Source organism: Nakamurella flava (assembly GCF_005298075.1).
Taxonomy (GTDB): Bacteria; Actinomycetota; Actinomycetes; order Mycobacteriales; family Nakamurellaceae; genus Nakamurella; species Nakamurella flava.
Genome location: NZ_SZZH01000006.1, coordinates 247,015 through 265,924, shown reverse-complemented (window position 1 = coordinate 265,924; position 18,910 = coordinate 247,015). Strand labels below are relative to the sequence as shown.

At 73.0% G+C, this 18,910-nt stretch carries 19 protein-coding genes; 9 read left to right on the top strand and 10 right to left on the bottom strand.

The genetic code is table 11. The features are described 5' to 3' along the window. Positions 1-94: 94 nt before the first annotated feature. The 3 genes from FDO65_RS19230 to FDO65_RS19220 all read left to right on the top strand — a co-directional run bounded on the left by FDO65_RS19230 (position 95) and on the right by FDO65_RS19220 (position 5,754). Complete coding sequence (locus FDO65_RS19230; RefSeq protein WP_137451350.1) at positions 95-3,718, top strand: DEAD/DEAH box helicase; 3,624 nt, start codon at positions 95-97, stop codon at positions 3,716-3,718. A 138-nt stretch (positions 3,719-3,856) separates the two neighbouring features. Beyond that, positions 3,857-4,549, top strand: a complete 693-nt coding sequence (locus FDO65_RS19225; protein ID WP_137451349.1) for a hypothetical protein — start codon at positions 3,857-3,859, stop codon at positions 4,547-4,549. Positions 4,550-4,566: 17 nt separating this feature from the next. Then, on the top strand, positions 4,567-5,754 hold the full coding sequence (locus FDO65_RS19220) for a Kiwa anti-phage protein KwaB-like domain-containing protein (protein ID WP_166442296.1): 1,188 nt from the start codon (positions 4,567-4,569) through the stop codon (positions 5,752-5,754). Positions 5,755-5,798: 44 nt separating this feature from the next. On the opposite strand, the gene zwf is transcribed toward FDO65_RS19220, so the two are convergent. Beyond that, positions 5,799-7,292 carry a glucose-6-phosphate dehydrogenase gene (gene zwf, locus FDO65_RS19215; protein ID WP_137451347.1) on the bottom strand — a complete coding sequence of 498 codons (1,494 nt, stop codon included), beginning with the start codon at positions 7,290-7,292 and terminating at the stop codon, positions 5,799-5,801. Between the two features lie 196 nt (positions 7,293-7,488). Here zwf and FDO65_RS19210 point away from each other — a divergent pair, with 196 nt between their 5' ends. Next, on the top strand, positions 7,489-8,298 hold the full coding sequence (locus FDO65_RS19210; protein ID WP_240757721.1) for a deoxyribonuclease IV: 810 nt from the start codon (positions 7,489-7,491) through the stop codon (positions 8,296-8,298). Between the two features lie 57 nt (positions 8,299-8,355). On the opposite strand, the gene FDO65_RS19205 is transcribed toward FDO65_RS19210, so the two are convergent. The 6 genes from FDO65_RS19205 to FDO65_RS19180 form a co-directional block, all read right to left on the bottom strand. Continuing rightward, complete coding sequence (locus FDO65_RS19205) at positions 8,356-8,673, bottom strand: putative acetyltransferase (RefSeq protein ID WP_240757720.1); 318 nt, start codon at positions 8,671-8,673, stop codon at positions 8,356-8,358. Positions 8,674-8,756: 83 nt separating this feature from the next. Then, entirely contained in the window at positions 8,757-9,254 is a 498-nt protein-coding gene (locus FDO65_RS19200; protein WP_137451345.1) for a hypothetical protein, read from the bottom strand. Next, complete coding sequence (locus FDO65_RS19195; RefSeq protein WP_137451344.1) at positions 9,251-9,529, bottom strand: hypothetical protein; 279 nt, start codon at positions 9,527-9,529, stop codon at positions 9,251-9,253. Before FDO65_RS19195 ends, FDO65_RS19200 begins: the two co-directional genes overlap by 4 nt. Positions 9,530-9,668: 139 nt before the next feature. After that, positions 9,669-9,854: a hypothetical protein gene (locus FDO65_RS19190; protein ID WP_137451343.1), complete on the bottom strand. Its 186-nt coding sequence runs from the start codon at positions 9,852-9,854 to the stop codon at positions 9,669-9,671. Between the two features lie 48 nt (positions 9,855-9,902). Beyond that, the gene (locus FDO65_RS19185; RefSeq protein ID WP_137451342.1) at positions 9,903-10,559 is read right to left on the bottom strand and encodes a response regulator transcription factor; all 657 of its coding nucleotides are present in this window, start codon (positions 10,557-10,559) and stop codon (positions 9,903-9,905) included. After that, positions 10,556-11,863: a sensor histidine kinase gene (locus tag FDO65_RS19180; RefSeq protein ID WP_205850174.1), complete on the bottom strand. Its 1,308-nt coding sequence runs from the start codon at positions 11,861-11,863 to the stop codon at positions 10,556-10,558. The genes FDO65_RS19185 and FDO65_RS19180 overlap by 4 nt, the downstream gene beginning before the upstream one ends. 142 nt (positions 11,864-12,005) lie before the next feature. Between FDO65_RS19180 and FDO65_RS19175 the strand changes: the two genes are divergently transcribed. Both FDO65_RS19175 and FDO65_RS19170 read left to right on the top strand, forming a co-directional pair. Then, positions 12,006-12,908, top strand: a complete 903-nt coding sequence (locus FDO65_RS19175; protein WP_137451341.1) for an ABC transporter ATP-binding protein — start codon at positions 12,006-12,008, stop codon at positions 12,906-12,908. Positions 12,909-12,955: 47 nt separating this feature from the next. Beyond that, positions 12,956-13,768: an ABC transporter permease gene (locus tag FDO65_RS19170; RefSeq protein WP_137451340.1), complete on the top strand. Its 813-nt coding sequence runs from the start codon at positions 12,956-12,958 to the stop codon at positions 13,766-13,768. Positions 13,769-13,830: 62 nt separating this feature from the next. On the opposite strand, the gene FDO65_RS19165 is transcribed toward FDO65_RS19170, so the two are convergent. Beyond that, positions 13,831-14,790 carry an aminoglycoside phosphotransferase family protein gene (locus tag FDO65_RS19165; protein WP_137451339.1) on the bottom strand — a complete coding sequence of 320 codons (960 nt, stop codon included), beginning with the start codon at positions 14,788-14,790 and terminating at the stop codon, positions 13,831-13,833. A gap of 215 nt (positions 14,791-15,005) precedes the next feature. Here FDO65_RS19165 and FDO65_RS19160 point away from each other — a divergent pair, with 215 nt between their 5' ends. Together FDO65_RS19160 and fmdA are read left to right on the top strand one after the other, a co-directional pair. After that, positions 15,006-15,290, top strand: coding sequence for an FmdB family zinc ribbon protein (locus FDO65_RS19160; RefSeq protein WP_137451338.1), 285 nt, complete (start codon positions 15,006-15,008; stop codon positions 15,288-15,290). A 102-nt stretch (positions 15,291-15,392) separates the two neighbouring features. Continuing rightward, on the top strand, positions 15,393-16,646 hold the full coding sequence (gene fmdA / locus FDO65_RS19155; RefSeq protein ID WP_137451337.1) for a formamidase: 1,254 nt from the start codon (positions 15,393-15,395) through the stop codon (positions 16,644-16,646). A gap of 60 nt (positions 16,647-16,706) precedes the next feature. On the opposite strand, the gene FDO65_RS19150 is transcribed toward fmdA, so the two are convergent. Further along, positions 16,707-17,240: an NUDIX hydrolase gene (locus FDO65_RS19150; RefSeq protein WP_205850173.1), complete on the bottom strand. Its 534-nt coding sequence runs from the start codon at positions 17,238-17,240 to the stop codon at positions 16,707-16,709. Between the two features lie 71 nt (positions 17,241-17,311). Here FDO65_RS19150 and FDO65_RS19145 point away from each other — a divergent pair, with 71 nt between their 5' ends. Then, complete coding sequence (locus FDO65_RS19145) at positions 17,312-18,304, top strand: cation diffusion facilitator family transporter (protein WP_137451336.1); 993 nt, start codon at positions 17,312-17,314, stop codon at positions 18,302-18,304. 10 nt (positions 18,305-18,314) lie between these two features. Here the strand turns inward: FDO65_RS19145 and FDO65_RS19140 are convergent, their stop codons facing one another. Next, positions 18,315-18,728 (bottom strand): Fur family transcriptional regulator, encoded by a 414-nt coding sequence (locus tag FDO65_RS19140; protein WP_137451335.1) that lies wholly within the window; start codon positions 18,726-18,728, stop codon positions 18,315-18,317. Positions 18,729-18,910 lie beyond the last annotated feature (182 nt).

Below are 18,910 nucleotides of genomic sequence, written 5' to 3'. Positions count from 1 at the left end.
TGCGGTGTGGCGACTTCCCGCTGTCGGTGGTCCGTCCTACCGTCCCACTCGACCCCCGGCGCCGCCCGGGGGCCGACCCCGGGAGGTGACGTCGATGTCCGGATCCTGGCCGCCCAGCCGTGTCCGGGCGATCGGTTCCGCCGCCGCCCGTCGGTCGACGCCCCGCCCCGGCCTGCGGGTCATCGACGCGGAGTTCCTGCGGATCGTCGGGGCGGCGACGTACGCCCGCGGTCGGTCCCTGGCCTTCAGCGACGCCGTGCACATCCAGTCGTCCGGCCCCGGGGAGCTGGTCGCCGCCGTCCGCGGGACCCGGGCGCGGCCCTACCGCACCCGGGTGTCGTTCGCGCTCGACGCCCAGGATCGGGTCCGGTCCTTCTCCGGCGAGTGCACGTGCCCGGTCGGGTTGGACTGCAAGCACGCGGTGGCCGTGCTGATCAGTCACCTGGCGCGGGAGGAGGACGAGCTTCACGCGACGGACGAGCCGGACACCGCCGACGGGTCCACGGTCGATTCCTGGTGGGCCGACGGCGAGGGGTGGGCGGCCGAGGAGCCCTCGGCGTGGGGTGAGCTCGATCCCTTCGAGCCGGACGCGCCGGAGGGATCCGATCTCACCCGCGACCTGCTGTCGTCGCTGACCGAACGCCGCTGGGGCGGTCGCGGCCCGGGCCGCAAACCGGAGGCGGACGGGCCGGCGGTCGATCCCGCGCCGGAGTGGGAGCGGTCGCTGCGGGGGCTGCTCGCCCTGCCTCGACCGGTCCGCTCGGCCGGCCAGCCTCTGGCCCTGCTGGTCGACATCACTCTCGGCGGCGGTGCCGCCCGGAGCCGGTCCGGTGGGGCGGCCGGCGCGGCCGGGACCGCCCGCATCGCCCTGCGGCCGGCTCACCGCGGCGCCCACGGACGGTGGATCCGCACCGGGGTGACCTGGACGGATCTGCTGCCGTCGGGCGCGGCGCTGCGGTACGCCCCGGACCACGTCGCGGCCCTGCACGAACTGGCCGAGCTGGCCGCGCCGCGTCAGGTCTCCGGGTGGTTCGACGTGGCCGACCGCGGCGGCCGGTTGTGGGCCCTGCTGGATGCCGCCGCCCTCGCCGGGGTCGAGATCGTCACCGCGCAGGGCCTGCGGCCGGTGCAGATCAGCACCGAACCGGCCACTCTGTGGACCGACGTCGTCCGCGCCGACGACACCGGGGACCTGACGGTGACGACGGGCCTGTCGCTGGCCGGCGAGCACCTGCGGCCCACCCGGTTCCGGTGGTTCGGCGACCCGGTCGCCGGTGTCCTGACCTGGCCGGAAGGGGGCGGTCCGGACGGCCGGCTGCTGCTCGCCCCGGTCGCCGGCGTCGTGCCCACGGCGCTGTCCGCCCTGGCCCGCGCCGCATCCATGACCATCCCGGCGGCCGACGCCGACCGGTTCCTGGAGGCTTTCCTGCCCCGGCTGCGTCGGGTCGCCGCCGTGGCCAGCCCGGACGGCACGGTCGCTCTGCCCGACCCCGACCGGCCCCGGCTCCGGCTGACGGCGCGGCACGCCGCGGGAGCGCACCTGCGGCCCCGGGTGACCGTCCGGTGGGACTGGCAGGATCCGCGGTCGGGCGAGTGGCGGAACTGGGACGCCCTGACCGCGCGCCCGGCGGAACGCGGCGTGCTGCAGGAACTGGTCGCCGCGTTGGCCGGCGACGGGCTCGTCCCGGCGGTGCTGCTGTCGGACGACTCGGCCGACCTGCCGGCGCCGACCACCGAACTCACCGGTCTGGCGGCCGCCGAGTTCGTCCACCGGCAGTGGCCGGTACTGCGTGACGACCCTCGGCTCATCACCGAGGAGACCGGCGCCGCACCGGGCCACCGTCCCGCGACCGGCCCGGTGCAGATCGACCTCGGCGGTTCACCGTCCGATGAGCCGCGGGACCCGACGGGCGCCGACTGGTTCGATCTCGATCTGACCGTCCTGGTCGACGACGAGCCTGTGCCGTTCGAGTCGGTGTTCCTCGCCCTGGCCTGCGGCGACGACGTGGCCGTCACTCCTGGCGGCACCTATTTCCCGCTCGACGCACAGCAGTGGGGTCCGCTGCGCCAGCTCATCGAGGAGTCCCGCGGCCTGTACGAGCTGCCGGGTCAGCAGGTCCGGTTCGCCGGCGACGGTGGCACCCGCTGGGCCGAACTGGTCGCGTCCGGTCTGCTCAGCCGGCAGGCGCTGCGCTGGCAGCAGCAACTCGGTGGGCTGGCCGCAAAGGACCCGGCCGAGCTGACCGCGTTCGAGGACCTCGACGTCGACTTCCGGGCCACCCTGCGCGGGTACCAGCGCACCGGGGTGCAGTGGCTGCGGCGCCGTGAGGAGGCCGGGGTCGGCGGGATCCTGGCCGACGACATGGGCCTGGGCAAGACGGTGCAGACCCTGGCCATGATCGCGGCCGCCCGACGCCGGGACCCGGCGGCCGGTCCGTTCCTCGTCGTCGCCCCGACCAGCGTCGTCGGGAACTGGGCGACCGAGGCCGCCGCCTTCACCCCCGGCCTGCAGGTGCGGGTCGTCGCGGCCGGTCGTCGGCGCCGCGGCCGTTCGCTGGCCGCGACGGTCGACGGGGCCGACATCGTCGTCACCTCGTACGCGCTGTTCCGGCTGGACAAGGACGAGTACCGGGCCCTGCCGTGGTCCGGTCTGATCCTCGACGAGGCGCAGTTCGTGAAGAACCGCACGTCACAGGCCTACGACTGCGCGCTGCGGCTGCCGGCCCGGGTGAAGTTCGCCGTCACCGGCACCCCGCTGGAAAACAACCTGGGCGAACTGTGGGCGCTGTTGTCGATCACCGTGCCCGGCCTGTTCGCCGACCCGGACGCCTTCGACGAGTACTACCGGCAGCCCGCCGAACGCGGGGACACCGAACGGCTGGCCCAGCTGCGCCGCCGGATCGCCCGGTTCCTGCTCCGCCGGACCAAGGAGGAGGCGGCCCCGGACCTGCCGCCCAAGCAGGAGCAGGTGCTGCACCTCGAGCTGACCCCCGGGCACCGGCGGTTGTACGACCGGCAGCTGCAGCGCGAACGGCGCAAGGTGCTCGGTTTGCTGGCCGCCGACGAGGGCGGCGGGGCGCACCGCCTGGAGATCCTGCGTTCGCTCACCCGGATGCGGCAGCTGTCCCTCGACCCGTCCCTGGTCGACGGGGTGATCCCGCCGGACACGCGGACGCCACCGCGGTCGGCCAAGCTCGACCGGCTGGTCGAGCACGTCACCGAGATCGCCGCCGGCGGGCATCGGACGCTGGTGTTCAGCCAGTTCACGAGCTTCCTCGACCGCGCGCAGGCCGAACTGGAACAGGCCGGCATCGAGTGCTGCCGGCTGGACGGCTCGACCCGCGACCGCCCGGCGGTCATCGAACGGTTCCGGACCGGGACCGCGCCCGTCTTCCTCATCAGCCTCAAGGCCGGTGGTTTCGGGCTGAACCTGGTCGAGGCCGACTACTGCATCCTGCTCGACCCGTGGTGGAACCCGGCCGCGGAGAACCAGGCCGTCGACCGCGCCCACCGCATCGGCCAGCAGCGCACCGTCGTCGTCTACCGGTACGTCTCGGCCGACACCGTCGAGGAGAAGGTCATGGCGCTCAAGGCGGGCAAGGCCGCCCTGTTCGACGCGGTCCTCGGTCCGGCCGGCGGCGGCGTGGCGGGCGCCGATCTGCGGGCCGACGGCGACCCCCACCTGTCCGCTGCCGACATCCGCGCCCTGCTCAGCTGAGCCGTCGGGGGGCGTGATCGTCCCGTCGTCCGGGACCCTGGGCGTATTGTCCGGGTTCGAACATACGATCGTCAGATGGGTCTCGCAGATCGGCCACCGAAGTACTCGCTGTCGGTGTTCGAGTCTATCTTTTAGAACATGAGTCGGAGTGACCGGAGCACCTACTTCCAGCCCGCGCTGGGCGTCCGTGGGCTGATGCTGGTGGCCGCCTACGCGCCGCTTCTGGTGCTGATCGCGGTCCTCGACTCTTTCGCGCTCGGGTCGAGCGATGCGCCGTGGCTGCGCTGGCTGCCGGCACTGGTGGCCGGGACGGGCGTGCTGGTGACGGTGGTCTTCGTCGCGGTGGCCGTCCGCCGTCGTGCCACGGAACCCGAGGTCGTCTTCGAGGCCCGTCCGCGGGACGGTGAGGCGATCCGGTTCTTCGCGACGTATGTCGTCCCGTTCTTCATCCTGCAGACCGCCACCCCGACGCACCGGTGGGCGCTGATCGTCTACCTCGTGCTGATCGCCGTGCTCTACCTGCAGAGCGAGATGTTCGCGGCGAACCCGGTGCTGGCCCTGCTCGGCTACCGCGTCTTCGAGCTCAACCGCGTCGACGGCGGGTTCCTGCTGGTGCTGACCCGGAGCCGGTACCTGGCGCCCCGGGAGGTCCTGGAGCTGGTGCCGCTCGGTGGCTACGTCCACGCGCACCGGGGATCCGCCGGGTTGCAGCGGGCCACCGGCGCGGGAGGGTCCGCCGACGGCGACCCGGTCGACGGCTCGGTGGGGCGGCGCTCGGGGGGTACGGCGGCCGCCGCCGCCGCGACAGCGGGACGAGGGGGATCGGCATGACGACGAGGGGGAGCGCGATGACGCAGCAGATGGATCCGATCGACCGGGTGGGTGCGTGGGCCGATCCCACCGCACCGCCTCCGCCGGAGGCCGGCGCGGGACGGGACGCTCCGGCGCACCCGGTCGACCGCGGTCATGCCGTCCGGGGTCGGGGGGCCGGGCGGACCAGCGTCGCCGGCCGCAGCGGTCGCGGGCCGCGGCGGCCCGTGCGGGTCGTCCACCGGGCCGGCCGGGAGCGGATCGGGTCGATGACGCCGGACGATCGCAGCACGGCGGTCCGGGCGGCGCTGGCCGGCGCCGGGTCCGGCCGGGCCTCGCTGCTGATGGTCACCGACCACCGCACCAGCCGACCGCGGGTGTTCGCGGCGCCGGTCGACCTGGCCTTTGCCGAGCAGTTGGTCGAGCTGGCCACCGAGGTGTCCACGGACGCGGCCGAAGCGGAATGGCGCCCGGCAGCGCCCGGTTTCACGCCCGCCGCCGGTCAGTGGCTGTGGACGGCGACCGCGCACACCCCGTTGGCCGGGTTGGACGAGGAGATCTGCCGGCCCACCCATGCCCCCTATCAGCGGTCGGTGCGCTTCGGCCGGTCCAATCTGATGGTGCTGCGGATACGGGCGGACGACGGAACCGATCTGCTCCGGCTCTACCAGGGCTTCTCGCCGGACAAGGCGCTCGGCACCGGTCGCCGGCTCGTCGGCTTCTGGTCGGGTGAGCGGTTCACCGCGCTGACCGCGCCGCTGGTCATCGACCGCGCGTTCCGGGTGGTCGTGGCGCAGGGAATGGCGTTGATGCCGACGGCGGCCGCGTACGAGGGTCTGTTCGGCCCGCCGACGGCCGTGCGGGTCGAGGCCGCCGCGACCTTCGCCGACGCGTTCGAGGACGCATTGCTCGTCCGGGGGGTCGACGAGCTCCGCGTCGCCTGCCTGTCCGACCTCAACATGATGCGCAAGCTGCTCAGCATCCGGCGCCGGCTGGAGGACCCGCGGTTCCGGGCCGCCCTGACGATGGACCGGGTCCTGGCGTTCCTGGCCACCAACCCCCAGGTCACGGTGCCGGTCGATCGCAGCGGTCCCAGCCCGGCCCTGGTGTTCGAGCCGGGACCGCAACAGCGGTGGGCCCTGCTCAAGCTGCTGGACGACGACTACCTGCGCTCGGACCTCACCGGGTACCGGTACGAGGCGAACTCCAAGAGCGACGTCCGATGAGTGCCCCACGGTGGCCCGGGCCGCAGCGGCCCGGGCCGGCCCGGCTACTTCGACTCGCGCCAGGCGCGCTCGAAGGGCAGCCGCCAGGCGTGCGGGGCGATGAGCTGGTGGATCGCGTTGGGGCCCCACGAGCCCGGCGCGTACGGCTTCACCGGTGGCGGGTTCTCCAGCAGCGGAGCGGCCCGCTCCCACAGGCTCTCGATGCCCTCGGCCGTGGTGAAGAGCGTGTGGTCGCCCCGCATGGCGTCCAGGATGAGCCGCTCGTACGCCTCCAGGACGTCACCGACCCGGTCGGTGTCGTGCGCGGAGAACTGCATCGAGAGCTTGTCCATCCGCATCCCCGGTCCCGGGCGCTTGCCGTAGAACGACAGCGACACCTTCGTCTCGTCCGCGAGGTCGAACGTCAGGTGGTCCGGGCCCTGCAACCCCACTCCGGAGCCGGCCGGGAACATGCTCTTGGGCGCCTCCTTGAAGGCGATCGAGATGATGCGCTGCCCCTCGGCCATCTTCTTGCCGGTCCGCAGGTAGAACGGCACCCCCGCCCAGCGCCAGTTGTCGATCTCGCATTTGAGCGCGATGAACGTCTCCGTCTCCGATTCCGGGGAGACACCCTCGGCCTGCCGGTAGCCGTTGTACTGCCCGCGGACGACGTTGCGGGGGTCGAGAGGCATCAGCGAACGGAAGACCTTGTTCTTCTCCTCGCTGATGGCTCGCGGTTCCAGCGCGGTCGGCGGTTCGATCGCGACGAACGCCATCACCTGGAACAGGTGGGTGACGACCATGTCCTTGAACGCACCGGTCGACTCGTAGAAGCCGGCCCGCCGGTCCAGGCCCAGCGTCTCGGGCACGTCGATCTGCACGTGGTCGATGAACGTCCGGTTCCAGATCGGCTCGAACAGGCCGTTGGCGAACCGGAACGCCAGGATGTTCTGCGCCGCCTCCTTGCCCAGGAAGTGGTCGATGCGGAAGATCTGCCGCTCGTCGAAGACGCTGTGCACCTGCTCGTTCAGCACGATCGCGCTCTGCAGGTCGGTGCCGAACGGCTTCTCCATCACCACGCGGGAGCGCTCGACCAGGTGGGCGTCCCGAAGCATGGTGACCACCGCCAGGGCGGCCTTGGGCGGGACGCTCAGGTAGTGCAACCGCCGGACGTCCGGGCCCAGTTGCACCTCGGCCTCGGCGACGGCGGCGGCCAGGGCGTCGGGTCCGGCCGACTGCGGCACGTACTGCAGGCGGACGGCGAACTCGTCCCACTGTTCGCGGGTGATCGGGCGGGTGCTGAAGTCCTTGACCGCCTGGTAGGCGAATTCGCGGAACGTCTCGGTGGTGTAGTCCTCGAGCGACGTCGCGACCACCTGGATGTCCGGGGTCAGCGCCGACAGCGACAGGAACGTCAACCCGGGCAGCAGCTTGCGCCGGGCCAGGTCGCCACCGGCGCCGAACAGTACGACCACGTGCGGGGCGACATGGTCGGACTCCCGCCGCTGCGGGCGCGAACCGGGGGCGGGATAGGCGATCGTCTGCGGGGTCTCCGACATGCCGTGATGATCGCACCCGAGACTGCCGGTGACGCCGGGGGTCGTCCGGTCGGTCCATCGAACGGGGATGCGTGTCGCCCGGGGCGAAGTCGCCACATGGGAGCCGCCGGCCGGGACGCCGACCCGGCTGCTGTGCGGGCACCGTGGGGCGGCTGCAACCGGCCCGGCTGTCGGACGTGGCCGCTACCGTGGCCTCGTGACGAACGAGCGCAGCACACCGCCGTTGGGCGTCCACTCCGGGGCCCGCGAGGACGATGCCGACCCGGTCGCCGAGGCACGGGCCTCCGGGGCCGACGCGGTGCAGATCTTCCTGGCCGATCCGCAGGGGTGGAAGGCGCCGAAGCCCCACCCGCACGCCGAGGCGCTGCAGTCCTCCGGCCTGGACATCTACGTGCACGCCCCGTACATCGTGAACGTCGCGAGCGACAACAACCGCATCCGCATCCCCAGCCGCAAGATCCTGGGCCAGCACGCCGCGGCGGCCGCCGCGCTGGGGGCCAAGGGCTTGGTCGTCCACGGCGGGCATGTGGCCGGGAAGACCGACCCGCAGGTCGGGTTCGCCAACTGGGGGAAGGTCTTCTCCCGGCAGGCCGAGGAGGGCGGCTTCCCGCTGCCGGTGCTCATCGAGAACACCGCCGGCGGCGACCGGGCGATGGCCCGGCACCTCGACGCGCTTGCGCGGCTGTGGGACGAGGTCGGCCAGTACGGCGCCGGTTTCGTGCTCGACACCTGTCATGCGTTCGCCGCCGGCCTGGACCTGCAGACCGTCGTCGACGACGTCAAGGCCATCACCGGTCGCATCGACCTGGTGCATTGCAACAACTCCCGAGACGAGTTCGACTCCGCCCGGGACCGGCACGCCCCGCTCGTCGGCGGCGAGATCGACGCCGCCCAGCTGATCGGCGTGGTCCGGGCCGCGAACGCCCCGGTCATCCTGGAAACCCCCGGCGGGCCGGCCGAGCGAGCCGGCGAGATCACCCTGCTGCGGGACGCCCTGGCCGCCTGACGGACCGCCGCCCCGGTTCGGACCTACGGGCATCGGGTCGGCGGCGACCGCCGGCGGTCAACCGGGTGGCACGCGCTGGGATCGACGCGGTGGGGGTGGCGGGACGATCCGCATCGCCACCACGTGCGCGACGACCACCTGCGCGGGCCCCCCACGGGTGTCGATCACGGCCACCGTCCCGTCGCAACTGCGCAGCTCACCGAGGGTGTCGGTGAACCCGCTGACGATCCGGCTGCGTACCACCACCCGCGTCCCCGGTGCGGTCGCCCGCAGGCGATCAGCGGGACCGGGCCCCGGCGCCTCCGTCGACCCGGTCGTCGGCGACCCGACCGGGCCGGGGTCGGACGGCGGCACGGCGGGATCGGGGACGGGCATGGGCCGGAGGCTAACCGCCCGAGCGCGCAACGGCGTCAGAAGGTCACCGCAGAGCGGGTCTCGCCGCCGGTGCGGGACGCGCCTCAGGCGGCTTCGGCTGCCCGGACATCACCGGGGCGACGGCCGCTGCCGCCGCCGGACCGTCGACCGGCGGATCGGATCAGCTCCGGTTCGTCCGTCGGCACCGGGTCACTGGGATCCGCTGCCGGCCCGGGCGGGGTCGCGGCCAACAGCCCGGCCGCGATCGCCAGCACCCGGGCAGCCACCAGGTCGACGACCTCCTCGGCTCTCATCCGGCCGTGTTCGGCCGTGCGGCGGACGGTGAAGGCGACGAACGACGGGTCCAGGCGTCCGGTGCAGAACAACGCACTGGCGATCCGCCCGGCCTGTTCGGCGACGCCCGGTGCGGCGCCGGCGGGCGGTTCGGGGAGCAACTCCGCCGCGGGCAGCCGGTCTCCGGACACTGCCGTGTCGGCGACCCGGGAGACGATGGCGGCGAACTCCGCGTCGACCTGCGCCGGGAGCCAGGCCACCGGGGGACGACCGGGCCGTCCGCTACGGGCCGCGGGCCCGGCCGTCATGCGATCCAGCCCCGCGGATCGATGGCGTGCAGACGGGGAGTGTCGCGTGGGGCGACCAGGGTGACGTCCCGGGCTCCCGTCGACCACAGCAGGCGCAGCCGTTCCGTCGTCGAACGGGGGTCCAGGTAGCTGCGCCGGCCGGCCGTCTCACCCGCAGGGGTCGACGGGTGGGCTGCGCCGGGGGCGGAAGACGTGGCCACGGAGGTGGACGGAGAAGCAGCGGTGTCGACGCCCGTGTCGACCGTCTCGCCGCTGATCGGGCGATCGGTGTACATGTGTGTCCTCGGGAAATGGGCGGCGGGCGACATCGGCGCCGGGTGATGACGGGGAACGGTGATCCGCGGTGACCCCCCGGTTTCGAGTGTAAGCACGCGCATCTGAACCGATTCGGGAAAACGTTGTCTCGTCGGTCACTCAGATGGCCCAGACGGTGTGGGCCCGCCGCGGCGCCCAGGCCGCCGGCCGGACGGTGTCGCCGCCCGTTCCACAGGCGCGGACCCACGAGCCGACCACCGCGGGCCGCGCGGCCTGGGCGGGCCCGGCCGCCCCGACCGCCGGCTGGTGGCGGCGCCCGACAATGCCCCGGAGACCCTCGTTCACCTGCACCGATACCGTCAGCGTCCCCTCACCCGGAGAGGGAACGGCGGGTCACTCGTCGAGCAGACCGGCATCGTGGGCGACGATCGCGACCTGTACCCGGTTGGCCGCTCCGAGCTTGACGAGCAGCTTGCTGACGTGCGCTTTGACCGTCGCTTCACTCATGTACAGCGTGCGTCCGATGTCACTGTTCGAGGCCCCCCGTCCCACTTCCAGGAGCACCTCGGTCTCGCGCTCGGTGAGCGTTGAGATCCTGCTCACGGCGGCGCGTCGGCGTGCCGCCCGGGGGTCCTCGGCGAACCGCGAGATCAACCGGCGGGTCACGGTCGGCGACAGCATGGCCTCGCCGGCCGCGACCACCCGCACCGCCGCGACCAGTTCCAACGGCGGAGTGTCCTTGAGCAGGAACCCCGCCGCCCCGGCCTCCAGGGCCCGGAAGACGAAGTCGTCCAGGTCGAACGTGGTCAGCACGATCACCCTCGGCGGGTCCGGCCGGGACAGCAGCGCGGTCGTGGCGGCCAGACCGTCCACCCGGGGCATCCGGATGTCCATCAGCACCACGTCGGGACGGTGCGCGGCAACCGCCTCCGGGACGTCCGCACCATCGGCCGCCTCGCCCACCACCTCGAGGTCCGGAGCCGATTCCAGGATCATCCGCAGACCGGCGCGCACCAGCGCGTCGTCGTCGACCAGCAGGACCCGCGTCATCCCCGACCCCCGCGGACGACACCCGGCCCGGCCGGGGCCGTCCCGATCGCATCCCCGGCGGCGGCGGGCAGAACGGCCCGCACGGCCCAACCACCGTCGCCGGTCGGCCCGGTGTCCAGCACGCCACCGACCAGTTCGACCCGTTCCCGCAGACCGATCAACCCCGCGCCGCTGCCGGGCAGCAGCGTCCCGGACGCGACCGGGCGGCGGTTGACCACGGACACCGTGACCACCGGTCCATCGATCGCGGCCTCGGTCGCCGGCGCGGACGCCCGGTGACCGATCGACACCGTGGTGGTGGCTCCGCGGGCATGTTTGGTCACGTTGGTCAGCGCCTCCTGCACGATCCGATAGGCGGTCCGGCCGGCCGCCGGAGCGACCGCGAAGACCGGCCCGACGTCGTCGTCCGACTCCCGGACCAGGGTGACGGCCAGCCCCGCGGCGCGCGACCGGTCCACCAGGGTTGGCACGTCGTCCAGTCCCGGCTGGGGCAGCAGTTCGGCCCCCGCCCCGTCGTCGGTCTCCCCGGCCCGCAGCACCCCGAGCACGCTACGCAGATCCTCCAGCGCCTCCCGGGCGGTCGTCCGGATCTGCGCGGCCGTCCCGGCGACCCGGTCCGGAGCGAGCTGGGCGTTGACCTCCAGGCCGCCGGCCTGCAACGCGATGAGCGAGACCTTGTGGGCGACGACGTCGTGCATCTCCCGGGCGATGCGGGCCCGCTCGGTCTGCCGGGCCTGATCGGCGCGGACCAGCTGCTCCTCCTCGGCGCGGCGGGCCCGGTCGCGCAGGGACTGCAGCAGGTCCCGCCGGGCCCCGACGTAGGACCCCCACAGCGCCCAGAACGCGGCGAACACCACCGACAGGGCGCCGTCGGCCCACCAGGTCGACGAGCCCGGCGAGGTCCAGAAGGCCACTGCGACCCCGGCCGTGCAGAACACCAGAATTAGATCCCGGCGCTGGATCGCCACGGTGAGCAGGGCGAATCCGACCGGCAGCACCATCACGCCCGACACCAGGAACGCCGCCACGGTCAGCACCAGGACGGGAACGGCGGCCCGTCGTCGCCACAGCAGGAGGAACGGGGCGATCACCGCAACGGCAACGGCCACCGGGACCGGCGCCTGGAGGCCGAAGACCCCGGACGGGGACTGTCGCAGGCTGACCAGGACCGCCAGCGCGGTGTTGAGCAGGCTGAGGCCGACAACCCCCACCATCCGGGCCCGGGGCCCGGTCAGGGCCGACCACCACCGCGGGCGGACGGGTTCACCGGAACCCACCAGGGAGGGATCCGGACGGGTGCTCACCCGGCCAGCGTAGGAGTGGGCGTCCGGAACCGGATCGGCCGACGGTAGGGGGTCACCCGGAGGACCCCCCTACTTTCGTCGGGGGTCGATCCGGACGATCGACCGATGTGCCGGCCCACCGCTCCCCGGCATCGTTCTCGCCATGATCACCGTCGAGAACCTCAGCAAGCGTTACGGCCACCACCTCGCCGTGGACGACGTCTCCTTCCGCTGCGAGCCGGGCACCATCACCGGCTTCCTCGGACCGAACGGCGCCGGCAAGTCGACGAGCCTGCGGATGATCACCGGGCTCACCCCGCCGACCTCCGGTCGGGCCCTGGTCGACGGCCGTCCGTTCACCGACCTGCCCAACCCGGGACGCGAGGTCGGGGTGCTGCTGGACGCCGCCGCGGTCCACCCCGGCCGCACCGGGCGGGAGACGCTCCGGCTCACCGCCCGGCTGCTGGATCTGCCCGTCCGCCAGGCCGACGAGATGCTGGAGCGGGTCGGCCTGGCCGGCGCCGCGAGCCGCCGGGTCGGCCAGTACTCGCTGGGCATGCGCCAGCGGCTCGGCATCGGCAGCGCCCTGCTCGGCGACCCCGCGGTGCTGATCATGGACGAGCCGGCCAACGGCATGGACCCCGAGGGCATCCGGTGGATGCGGGAACTGCTGCAGGACTTCGCCGGCCGCGGCGGCACCGTGCTGCTGTCCAGCCACCTGCTGGCCGAGGTGCAGGCCACCGTCGACCGTCTCGTCGTCATCGGCGGCGGCCGCATCGCCGCCGACGGGGTGCTGTCCGACCTGCTGCGCGGCAGCGGCAGCATCGTCCGCGGTCTGGACCCGGCCGCCCTCACCACCGCGCTGCGGATCGCCGGACTGTCGGTGAGCCCGGCCGCGAACGGTGCGGTGACCGTGGCCGGCAGCCCGGAACAGGTCGGCCGGGCCGCGGCCGCCGCCGGCCAGGTGCTCCTGGAACTGCGCGAGCAGTCCAGCGGCCTGGAGGACCTGTTCTTCTCGTTGACCGACGGGGCCTCGGTCGCCGTGGCCGCCGGCCGCGCCGCCTGACCGCCGCCCCCACCCGACTCTCCGCCCTCCGCCGAAGGAAGCTTCCGATGAGCCACACCAGCCACGACTTCGCCGTCGACATCACCGACGCGCCCACCACCACCCCGACCGCCGTCCGGCGTACCGGGTCGGCCGGCCTGCGTCGACAGCCGCTCCACCGGCTGATCGGCGTCGAGATCCGCAAGGCCACCGACACCCGCAGCGGTCTGGCCCTCATCGGGCTGGGCATCGGGGTCACCGCCGTCGCGGTCGCCTACGTCCTGATCCGCGGAATCGACCCCACCTGGTCGGGCTACTCGATGTTCACGCCCATCCTGGGCGTCATCATCCCGTTGATCGGCCTGTTCTCGATGACCGCCGAGTGGACCCAGCGCACCGCGCTGTCCACCTTCCTGCTGTCGCCCCGGCGGGGCCGGGTGCTGGCCGCCAAGTTCGCCGCCGCCCTGGTCCTGACGTGGGTGGTGCTGGCCGCCGTCATCGCGTTGATCGCCGGCGCCGTCGCGCTCGGCGCGGTGCTGCAGGGCACGACCGCCGACTACACCGGTCTGGTCGACGGCGTCCGCGGCCTCTACATCCTCACCACGCTGCAGGTGATCATGGCCGCCGGGTTCGGTGCGCTGTTCGCGCAGACCGCGGTGGCCGTCGGGGCCTTCCTGGTCGCCCCCACCATCTGGTCGATCGTGGGCCCGCTGGTCTTCGGGGAGAACGCCCAGTGGCTCGACGTCTTCGCGGCCCAGGGTCGCCTGATGTCCGACACCCCGACCGAGATGCTGCCGCAGACCCTGGTCGCGATCGGCGTCTGGATCGTCCTGCCCGCCGCCGTCGGCGTCGCCCGCAGCCTGCGGCGCGAGGTCAAGTAACCGCTGCGCCGTCCCACCGGCCCGTCCCCGCCTCGGCGGTGACGGGCCGTCGGCGTGTGCTGTCAGTCCGGACGGAGGACCGCAGGCGCCAGCAGTTCGGCGACGGCCAGTTCCCGCCCGCCGGGCCCGGCGCCGTCCTCGCAGTTCCACACCGCGGACAGCACACAGCCGACGAACCCCCAGGCCCGGGCCCGCTCCAGGGGCAGGTCCAGACCATCGGCCAGCTGCTCGACCCGGGCCGGGATCAGGTGCAACAGATCGGGGTCGACGCGGTCCGGGTCGGGGTTGTAGAGCACGGGGGCGATCTCGAATCCGGGGTCGCCGACGACGCCGTGCGGGTCGATGGCCAGCCAGCCGCCCGGGGCGTCGCCGGCGACCAGCACGTTGTCGTGGTGCAGATCGCCGTGCAGCACCGCGCGGCGTGGGGCGTCGGAGCTGAGCTCGGCGAACAGTCGGTCGGCCGCCTGCACCCACCGGCGCGGCAGCAGCCGGCCGTCCGGGTCGTGCCCGAGGTGCCCGGCGAACGCCGACCGGTAGGTCTCCAGCGCGGGCAGCGGTGACCCGGGCTCCGGTACGGGCGCCGCGTGCAGGTCCCGCAGCACGGCGACGATCGCCGCGGTCGCCTCCTCGTCCCGTCCCGGGACCAGTTCGCGCAGCCGGGTGCCCGGGACGGCCCGCTGCAGCAGCAGGGCGCCGCGGGTAGTGTCGTGGTCGAGGACCTGCGCCGCGCCCCGGCCGTTCCAGACGGCGAGCGCGGCCATCTCCCGTTCCAGCAGCGGCGATCCGGGGACGCCCAGTTTGAGGACGGCCGGGGTGCCGTCGGCCCGCACGGCCGGGCAGACGTAGTTGAAGCTCAGCGGGTAGGGCGGGTCCACCGACAGCCGCCACGCGTCGGCGATCTCGATCAGCAGCCGGGGCAACTCGTCCAGCCACCGCCGCCCGGCCTCACCCCAGCCCCGGACGACGTTCTCGACGAGCACCCGCGGCAGGCCGCGGTCGTCCGTCGCGCCGGTCGTGATCATGACCCGGACGGTAGCGGTCGTGCCGTCGGTGATCGAACGGTCCACCTGGGCTGATCGGTGCTCGATGAAAGTCCCCGGCTGGAGCGCACTCTCGAATTGCCGACCCCCGTTCCCGGACTTACCGTGATCACACAGCAACCTCCCGCAACCTCATCGTCGAGACAGGAGTGTGTGAACGTGGTCGACCCCACCGGCGCCCGAACAGGCCGATGTCCATGACCACCTACACCTACCGCTGCCCCGACTGCGGGCCGTTCGACGCCAGCCACGCCCTGGGTACCGCGCCGTCCGCGCAGGACTGCCCGCACTGTCCGGCCCAGGCCCGGCGCATCATCACCGCCCCCCGGCTCTCCCTCGGCGACAGCCGGTCCCGGCGCCTGCTCGACGCCACCGCAGCCACCGCCGACACCCCCGCCGTCGTCACCAGCCTCCCGGGCCGGTCCCGCCGGCCCACGCCGATCACCCGAAACCCGTTGCACGCGAAACTGCCTCGCCCCTGATGTCGGTCCGGCCGGCCTGCGGGCGCGGCCGGTCGGCCCCGCACGCCCGCACCGTCCCCCGGGCGACAACGCCGTCGCCCGGACCAACCGAAGGGAAACGCCGTGCCAGAACTGATCTTCCCGCTCGATTCGAGCAAGAAGTTCGAGGACCAGGAGAAGATCGGCCACAACCGATGGCACCCCGAGATCCCGCCGGTGGCCACGGTCAAACCCGGGGACTCGTTCCGCGTGCACTGTCGGGAGTGGTTCGACGGCGCGATCGTCAACGACGACTCCGCGGACGACATCCTGAACGCCCCGCTCAAGACCGTGCACAAGCTCAGCGGCCCGTTCCGGGTCGAGGGGGCCAAACCGGGTGACCTGCTCGTCGTCGACATCCTCGACGTGGGGCCGATTCCGAACGAGGACTCCGGCCCGCTGGCCGGCCAGGGCTGGGGTTACACCGGCATCTTCGCCAAGCACAACGGCGGCGGCTTCCTCACCGACCAGTTCCCGGACGCCTACAAGGCGATCTGGGACTTCACCGGCCAGATCGCCACCTCGCGGCACGTCCCCGGGGTCTCGTTCGCCGGCCTCATCCACCCCGGCCTGATGGGCACCGCCCCGTCGGCCGACCTGCTGGCCACCTGGAACCGCCGCGAGCAGGCCCTCATCGACACCGATCCCGACCGCGTCCCGCCGCTGGCGCTGCCGCCCGAGCCGGAGTTCGCCGTCCTCGGTGGGCTGCCGCAGTCCGAGTACGACCGGGTCGCCGGCGAGGCCGCACGCACCGCCCCGCCCCGGGAGAACGGCGGCAACCAGGACATCAAGAACCTGTCCAAGGGCACCCGGGTCTTCTATCCGGTGTTCGTCCACGGCGCGAACCTGTCGCTGGGCGACCTGCATTTCTCCCAGGGCGACGGTGAGATCACCTTCTGCGGCGCCATCGAGATGGGCGGCTTCATCGACCTGCGCGTCGAGGTGATCAGCGGCGGGATGGAGACCTACGGCGTCAAGGAGAACGCCATCTTCATGCCCGGCACCGTCGACCCGCGGTTCAGCGAGTTCATCGCCTTCTCCGGCACGTCGGTGACGCTGGAGGGCGAGCAGCGCTACCTGGATTCGCACCTGTCGTACCAGCGGGCCTGCCTGCACGCCATCGACTACCTGACCAAGTTCGGCTACAGCCCCGAGCAGGCGTACCTGCTGCTCGGGGCCGCGCCGATCGAGGGCCGGCTGTCCGGCGTCGTCGACATCCCCAACGCCTGCGCGACCGTCTACATCCCGACGTCGATCTTCGACTTCGACGTCCGGCCGTCCGCCAGCGGCCCGACGCAGATCGACCCGGGCATGGGGGCGCCGCACTCGGCGGGCTGACCCCAGCCCCCTCGCGACTGGGCGGAACGCGCCGTTACGCCAACGGAATGGCGGCGGGCTTTACCGAGTCGCGGGGGAGTCGAGCGCGGCGACGAGGCGGTCCAGGAACTCGGCCTGGGCCGCCACCACCCGCGGCCTCGCCTGCTCGATCGTCATCCATTCGACCCGGTCGACCTCGGGGAAAGCCTTGGTCTTGCCCGAGCCGGGCGGCCACTGCAGGTCGAACGTGTTGCTGGTCGCGGTGGTCGGATCGAAGTCGCCTCGCCGGGCCCACACACGCACGGTCTTGCGGCCGCCGCGCTGCTGGACGACGCCCAGATCCAGGTCGTCGTCGGCGGTCCCGGGCGGCGGCGACCCCATCTCCTCGGTGAACTCCCGGATCGCCACGGCGGCCGGGTCCTCCTCGTCCGGGTCGTACTCCCCCTTGGGGATGGACCAGGCGTGGTCGTCCTTGCGCATCCAGAACGGTCCGCCCATGTGCCCGAGCAGCACCTGCAGTTCGCCGGCTGCGGTCCCGTCGGCCGGATCGTCGCCCGACTCAGCGGGTGCGAAGCGGTAGAGCAGGAGTCCGGCACTGGTCACGGTGGTCGCCACCGGACCAGCAGAACACGCCGACCGACGTCCGGACGAGTGTGGGGGGCGGCCACGCGGGTGACAGTGACGGCATGAGCAGCCGGGCCGAACCGAACCGTCCGTCCGCGTCGCCGGTCCTGCCGGCCGCGCCGAAGGACGGCGGCGACGAGAGCACGCTGACCGTGATCGTGGCCTTCGTGGCCAACGTGCTCATCGCGGTGGCCAAGAGCGTCGCCGCTGCGCTCACCGGTTCCGCGTCACTGGTGGCCGAGGCGGCCCACTCCTGGGCCGACGCGGGCAACGAGGTCTTCCTCATCACCGCCAACCGCCGCTCCCGGCGGCCGGCCGACCCCGACCATCCCCTGGGCTACGGCCGGGAGGCCTACGTCTGGTCGTTGTTCGCCGCGCTCGGCCTGTTCGTCGCCGGCGCGGCCGTGTCGATCACCCACGGCGTGCAGGGGCTGATCGACCCGGAACCGGCCACGGACTTCGTCATCGGCTACGTCGTGCTGGCCGTCTCGTTCGTGCTGGAGGGGATCTCGTTCCGACAGTCGGTGAAGCAGGCGCGGTCCGAGGCCGCCGCCACCCGCCGTGACCTGCTGGACCAGGTGCTGGCGACCTCCGACCCGACCCTACGGGCCGTGTTCGCCGAGGACGCCGCCGCGCTCATCGGCCTGCTGCTGGCCGCGGCCGGCCTGGCCGCGCACCAGCTGACGGGATCGCCGATCCCCGACGCCATCGGCTCCATCGTCATCGGCGTGCTGCTCGGCGTGGTCGCCATCGTCCTGGTTGATCGCAACCGGGCGTTCCTGGTCGGCCAGCAGGTGCGACCCGAGACGCGGTCCGGGGCGGTGAAGGCGCTGCTGGCGCTGCCCGAGGTCGACCGGGTCACCGCCCTGCGACTGGAGTTCGTCGGCCCCCGGCAGGTGTACGTGGTCGGGGACGTCGATCTGGCCGGTGACGAGGCCGAATCGCATCTCGCGGTACGGCTGCGCGCGCTGGAGGCCCGGGTGGTGCAGGAGTCGGAGATGGTCGTCGGGGCGACATTCAGCCTGTCCGCGCCGGACGAGCCGTCCCTGCGCTGAGGGCGGACGCTCAGCCCGCGTCTGCCGCCGCGGCCGAGCACGCGGCACAGAGCCCGAACAGTTCGACCTCGTGGTCGATGTCGGTGTAGCCGTACTGGGCGGCGATGCTGCGCGCCCAGCGTTCGACCTGGGGCGCCTCGACCTCCTGGGTCCGTCCGCACCGTCGGCAGACCAGGTGGTGGTGGTGGGCGGGCTGTTCGCACTGGCGGTACAGGACCTCGCCGGTGGCGTTGCGAACGGTGTCGAGATCCCCGCCGGCGGCCATCTCCTGCAGCGCCCGGTAGACGGTGGCCAGTCCGATCGTCGACCCGGACGCCCGCAGTGCGGCGTGCAGGTCCTGCGCCGACAGGAACTCCTCGGTGCCCGCCAGCACGTCGAGGATGGCCGCGCGTTGCGCGGTGTTGCGGCGCTGCGTGACGACCATGACGTTCTCCACGGGGTACGGCGGTCGCCCGGGCAGGTGCCGGCGCGACCGAAGGACGGCCCGAACCGACAGGCCGAAAGTGTCCCGTCAGGCTACTCGGCGCAGCCGTTGCGCGCGCCGGGTCCGCCCGGCGGCGGGGCCTGCCATTCTGGAGTCGTTGCGTGAACGACGGGGGACGGCAC

What these genes read in the sequence shown, in the direction of transcription:
- FDO65_RS19230 (WP_137451350.1), top strand. Translation starts at nt 95, where the DNA reads ATGTCCGGATCCTGGCCGCCCAGCCGTGTCCGGGCGATCGGTTCCGCC.
- FDO65_RS19225 (WP_137451349.1), top strand. Translation starts at nt 3,857, where the DNA reads ATGAGTCGGAGTGACCGGAGCACCTACTTCCAGCCCGCGCTGGGCGTC.
- FDO65_RS19220 (WP_166442296.1), top strand. Translation starts at nt 4,567, where the DNA reads ATGACGCAGCAGATGGATCCGATCGACCGGGTGGGTGCGTGGGCCGAT.
- zwf (WP_137451347.1), bottom strand. Translation starts at nt 7,292, where the DNA reads ATGTCGGAGACCCCGCAGACGATCGCCTATCCCGCCCCCGGTTCGCGC.
- FDO65_RS19205 (WP_240757720.1), bottom strand. Translation starts at nt 8,673, where the DNA reads ATGCCCGTCCCCGATCCCGCCGTGCCGCCGTCCGACCCCGGCCCGGTC.
- FDO65_RS19200 (WP_137451345.1), bottom strand. Translation starts at nt 9,254, where the DNA reads ATGACGGCCGGGCCCGCGGCCCGTAGCGGACGGCCCGGTCGTCCCCCG.
- FDO65_RS19195 (WP_137451344.1), bottom strand. Translation starts at nt 9,529, where the DNA reads ATGTACACCGATCGCCCGATCAGCGGCGAGACGGTCGACACGGGCGTC.
- FDO65_RS19185 (WP_137451342.1), bottom strand. Translation starts at nt 10,559, where the DNA reads ATGACGCGGGTCCTGCTGGTCGACGACGACGCGCTGGTGCGCGCCGGT.
- FDO65_RS19175 (WP_137451341.1), top strand. Translation starts at nt 12,006, where the DNA reads ATGATCACCGTCGAGAACCTCAGCAAGCGTTACGGCCACCACCTCGCC.
- FDO65_RS19170 (WP_137451340.1), top strand. Translation starts at nt 12,956, where the DNA reads ATGAGCCACACCAGCCACGACTTCGCCGTCGACATCACCGACGCGCCC.
- FDO65_RS19165 (WP_137451339.1), bottom strand. Translation starts at nt 14,790, where the DNA reads ATGATCACGACCGGCGCGACGGACGACCGCGGCCTGCCGCGGGTGCTC.
- FDO65_RS19160 (WP_137451338.1), top strand. Translation starts at nt 15,006, where the DNA reads ATGACCACCTACACCTACCGCTGCCCCGACTGCGGGCCGTTCGACGCC.
- FDO65_RS19145 (WP_137451336.1), top strand. Translation starts at nt 17,312, where the DNA reads ATGAGCAGCCGGGCCGAACCGAACCGTCCGTCCGCGTCGCCGGTCCTG.
- FDO65_RS19140 (WP_137451335.1), bottom strand. Translation starts at nt 18,728, where the DNA reads ATGGTCGTCACGCAGCGCCGCAACACCGCGCAACGCGCGGCCATCCTC.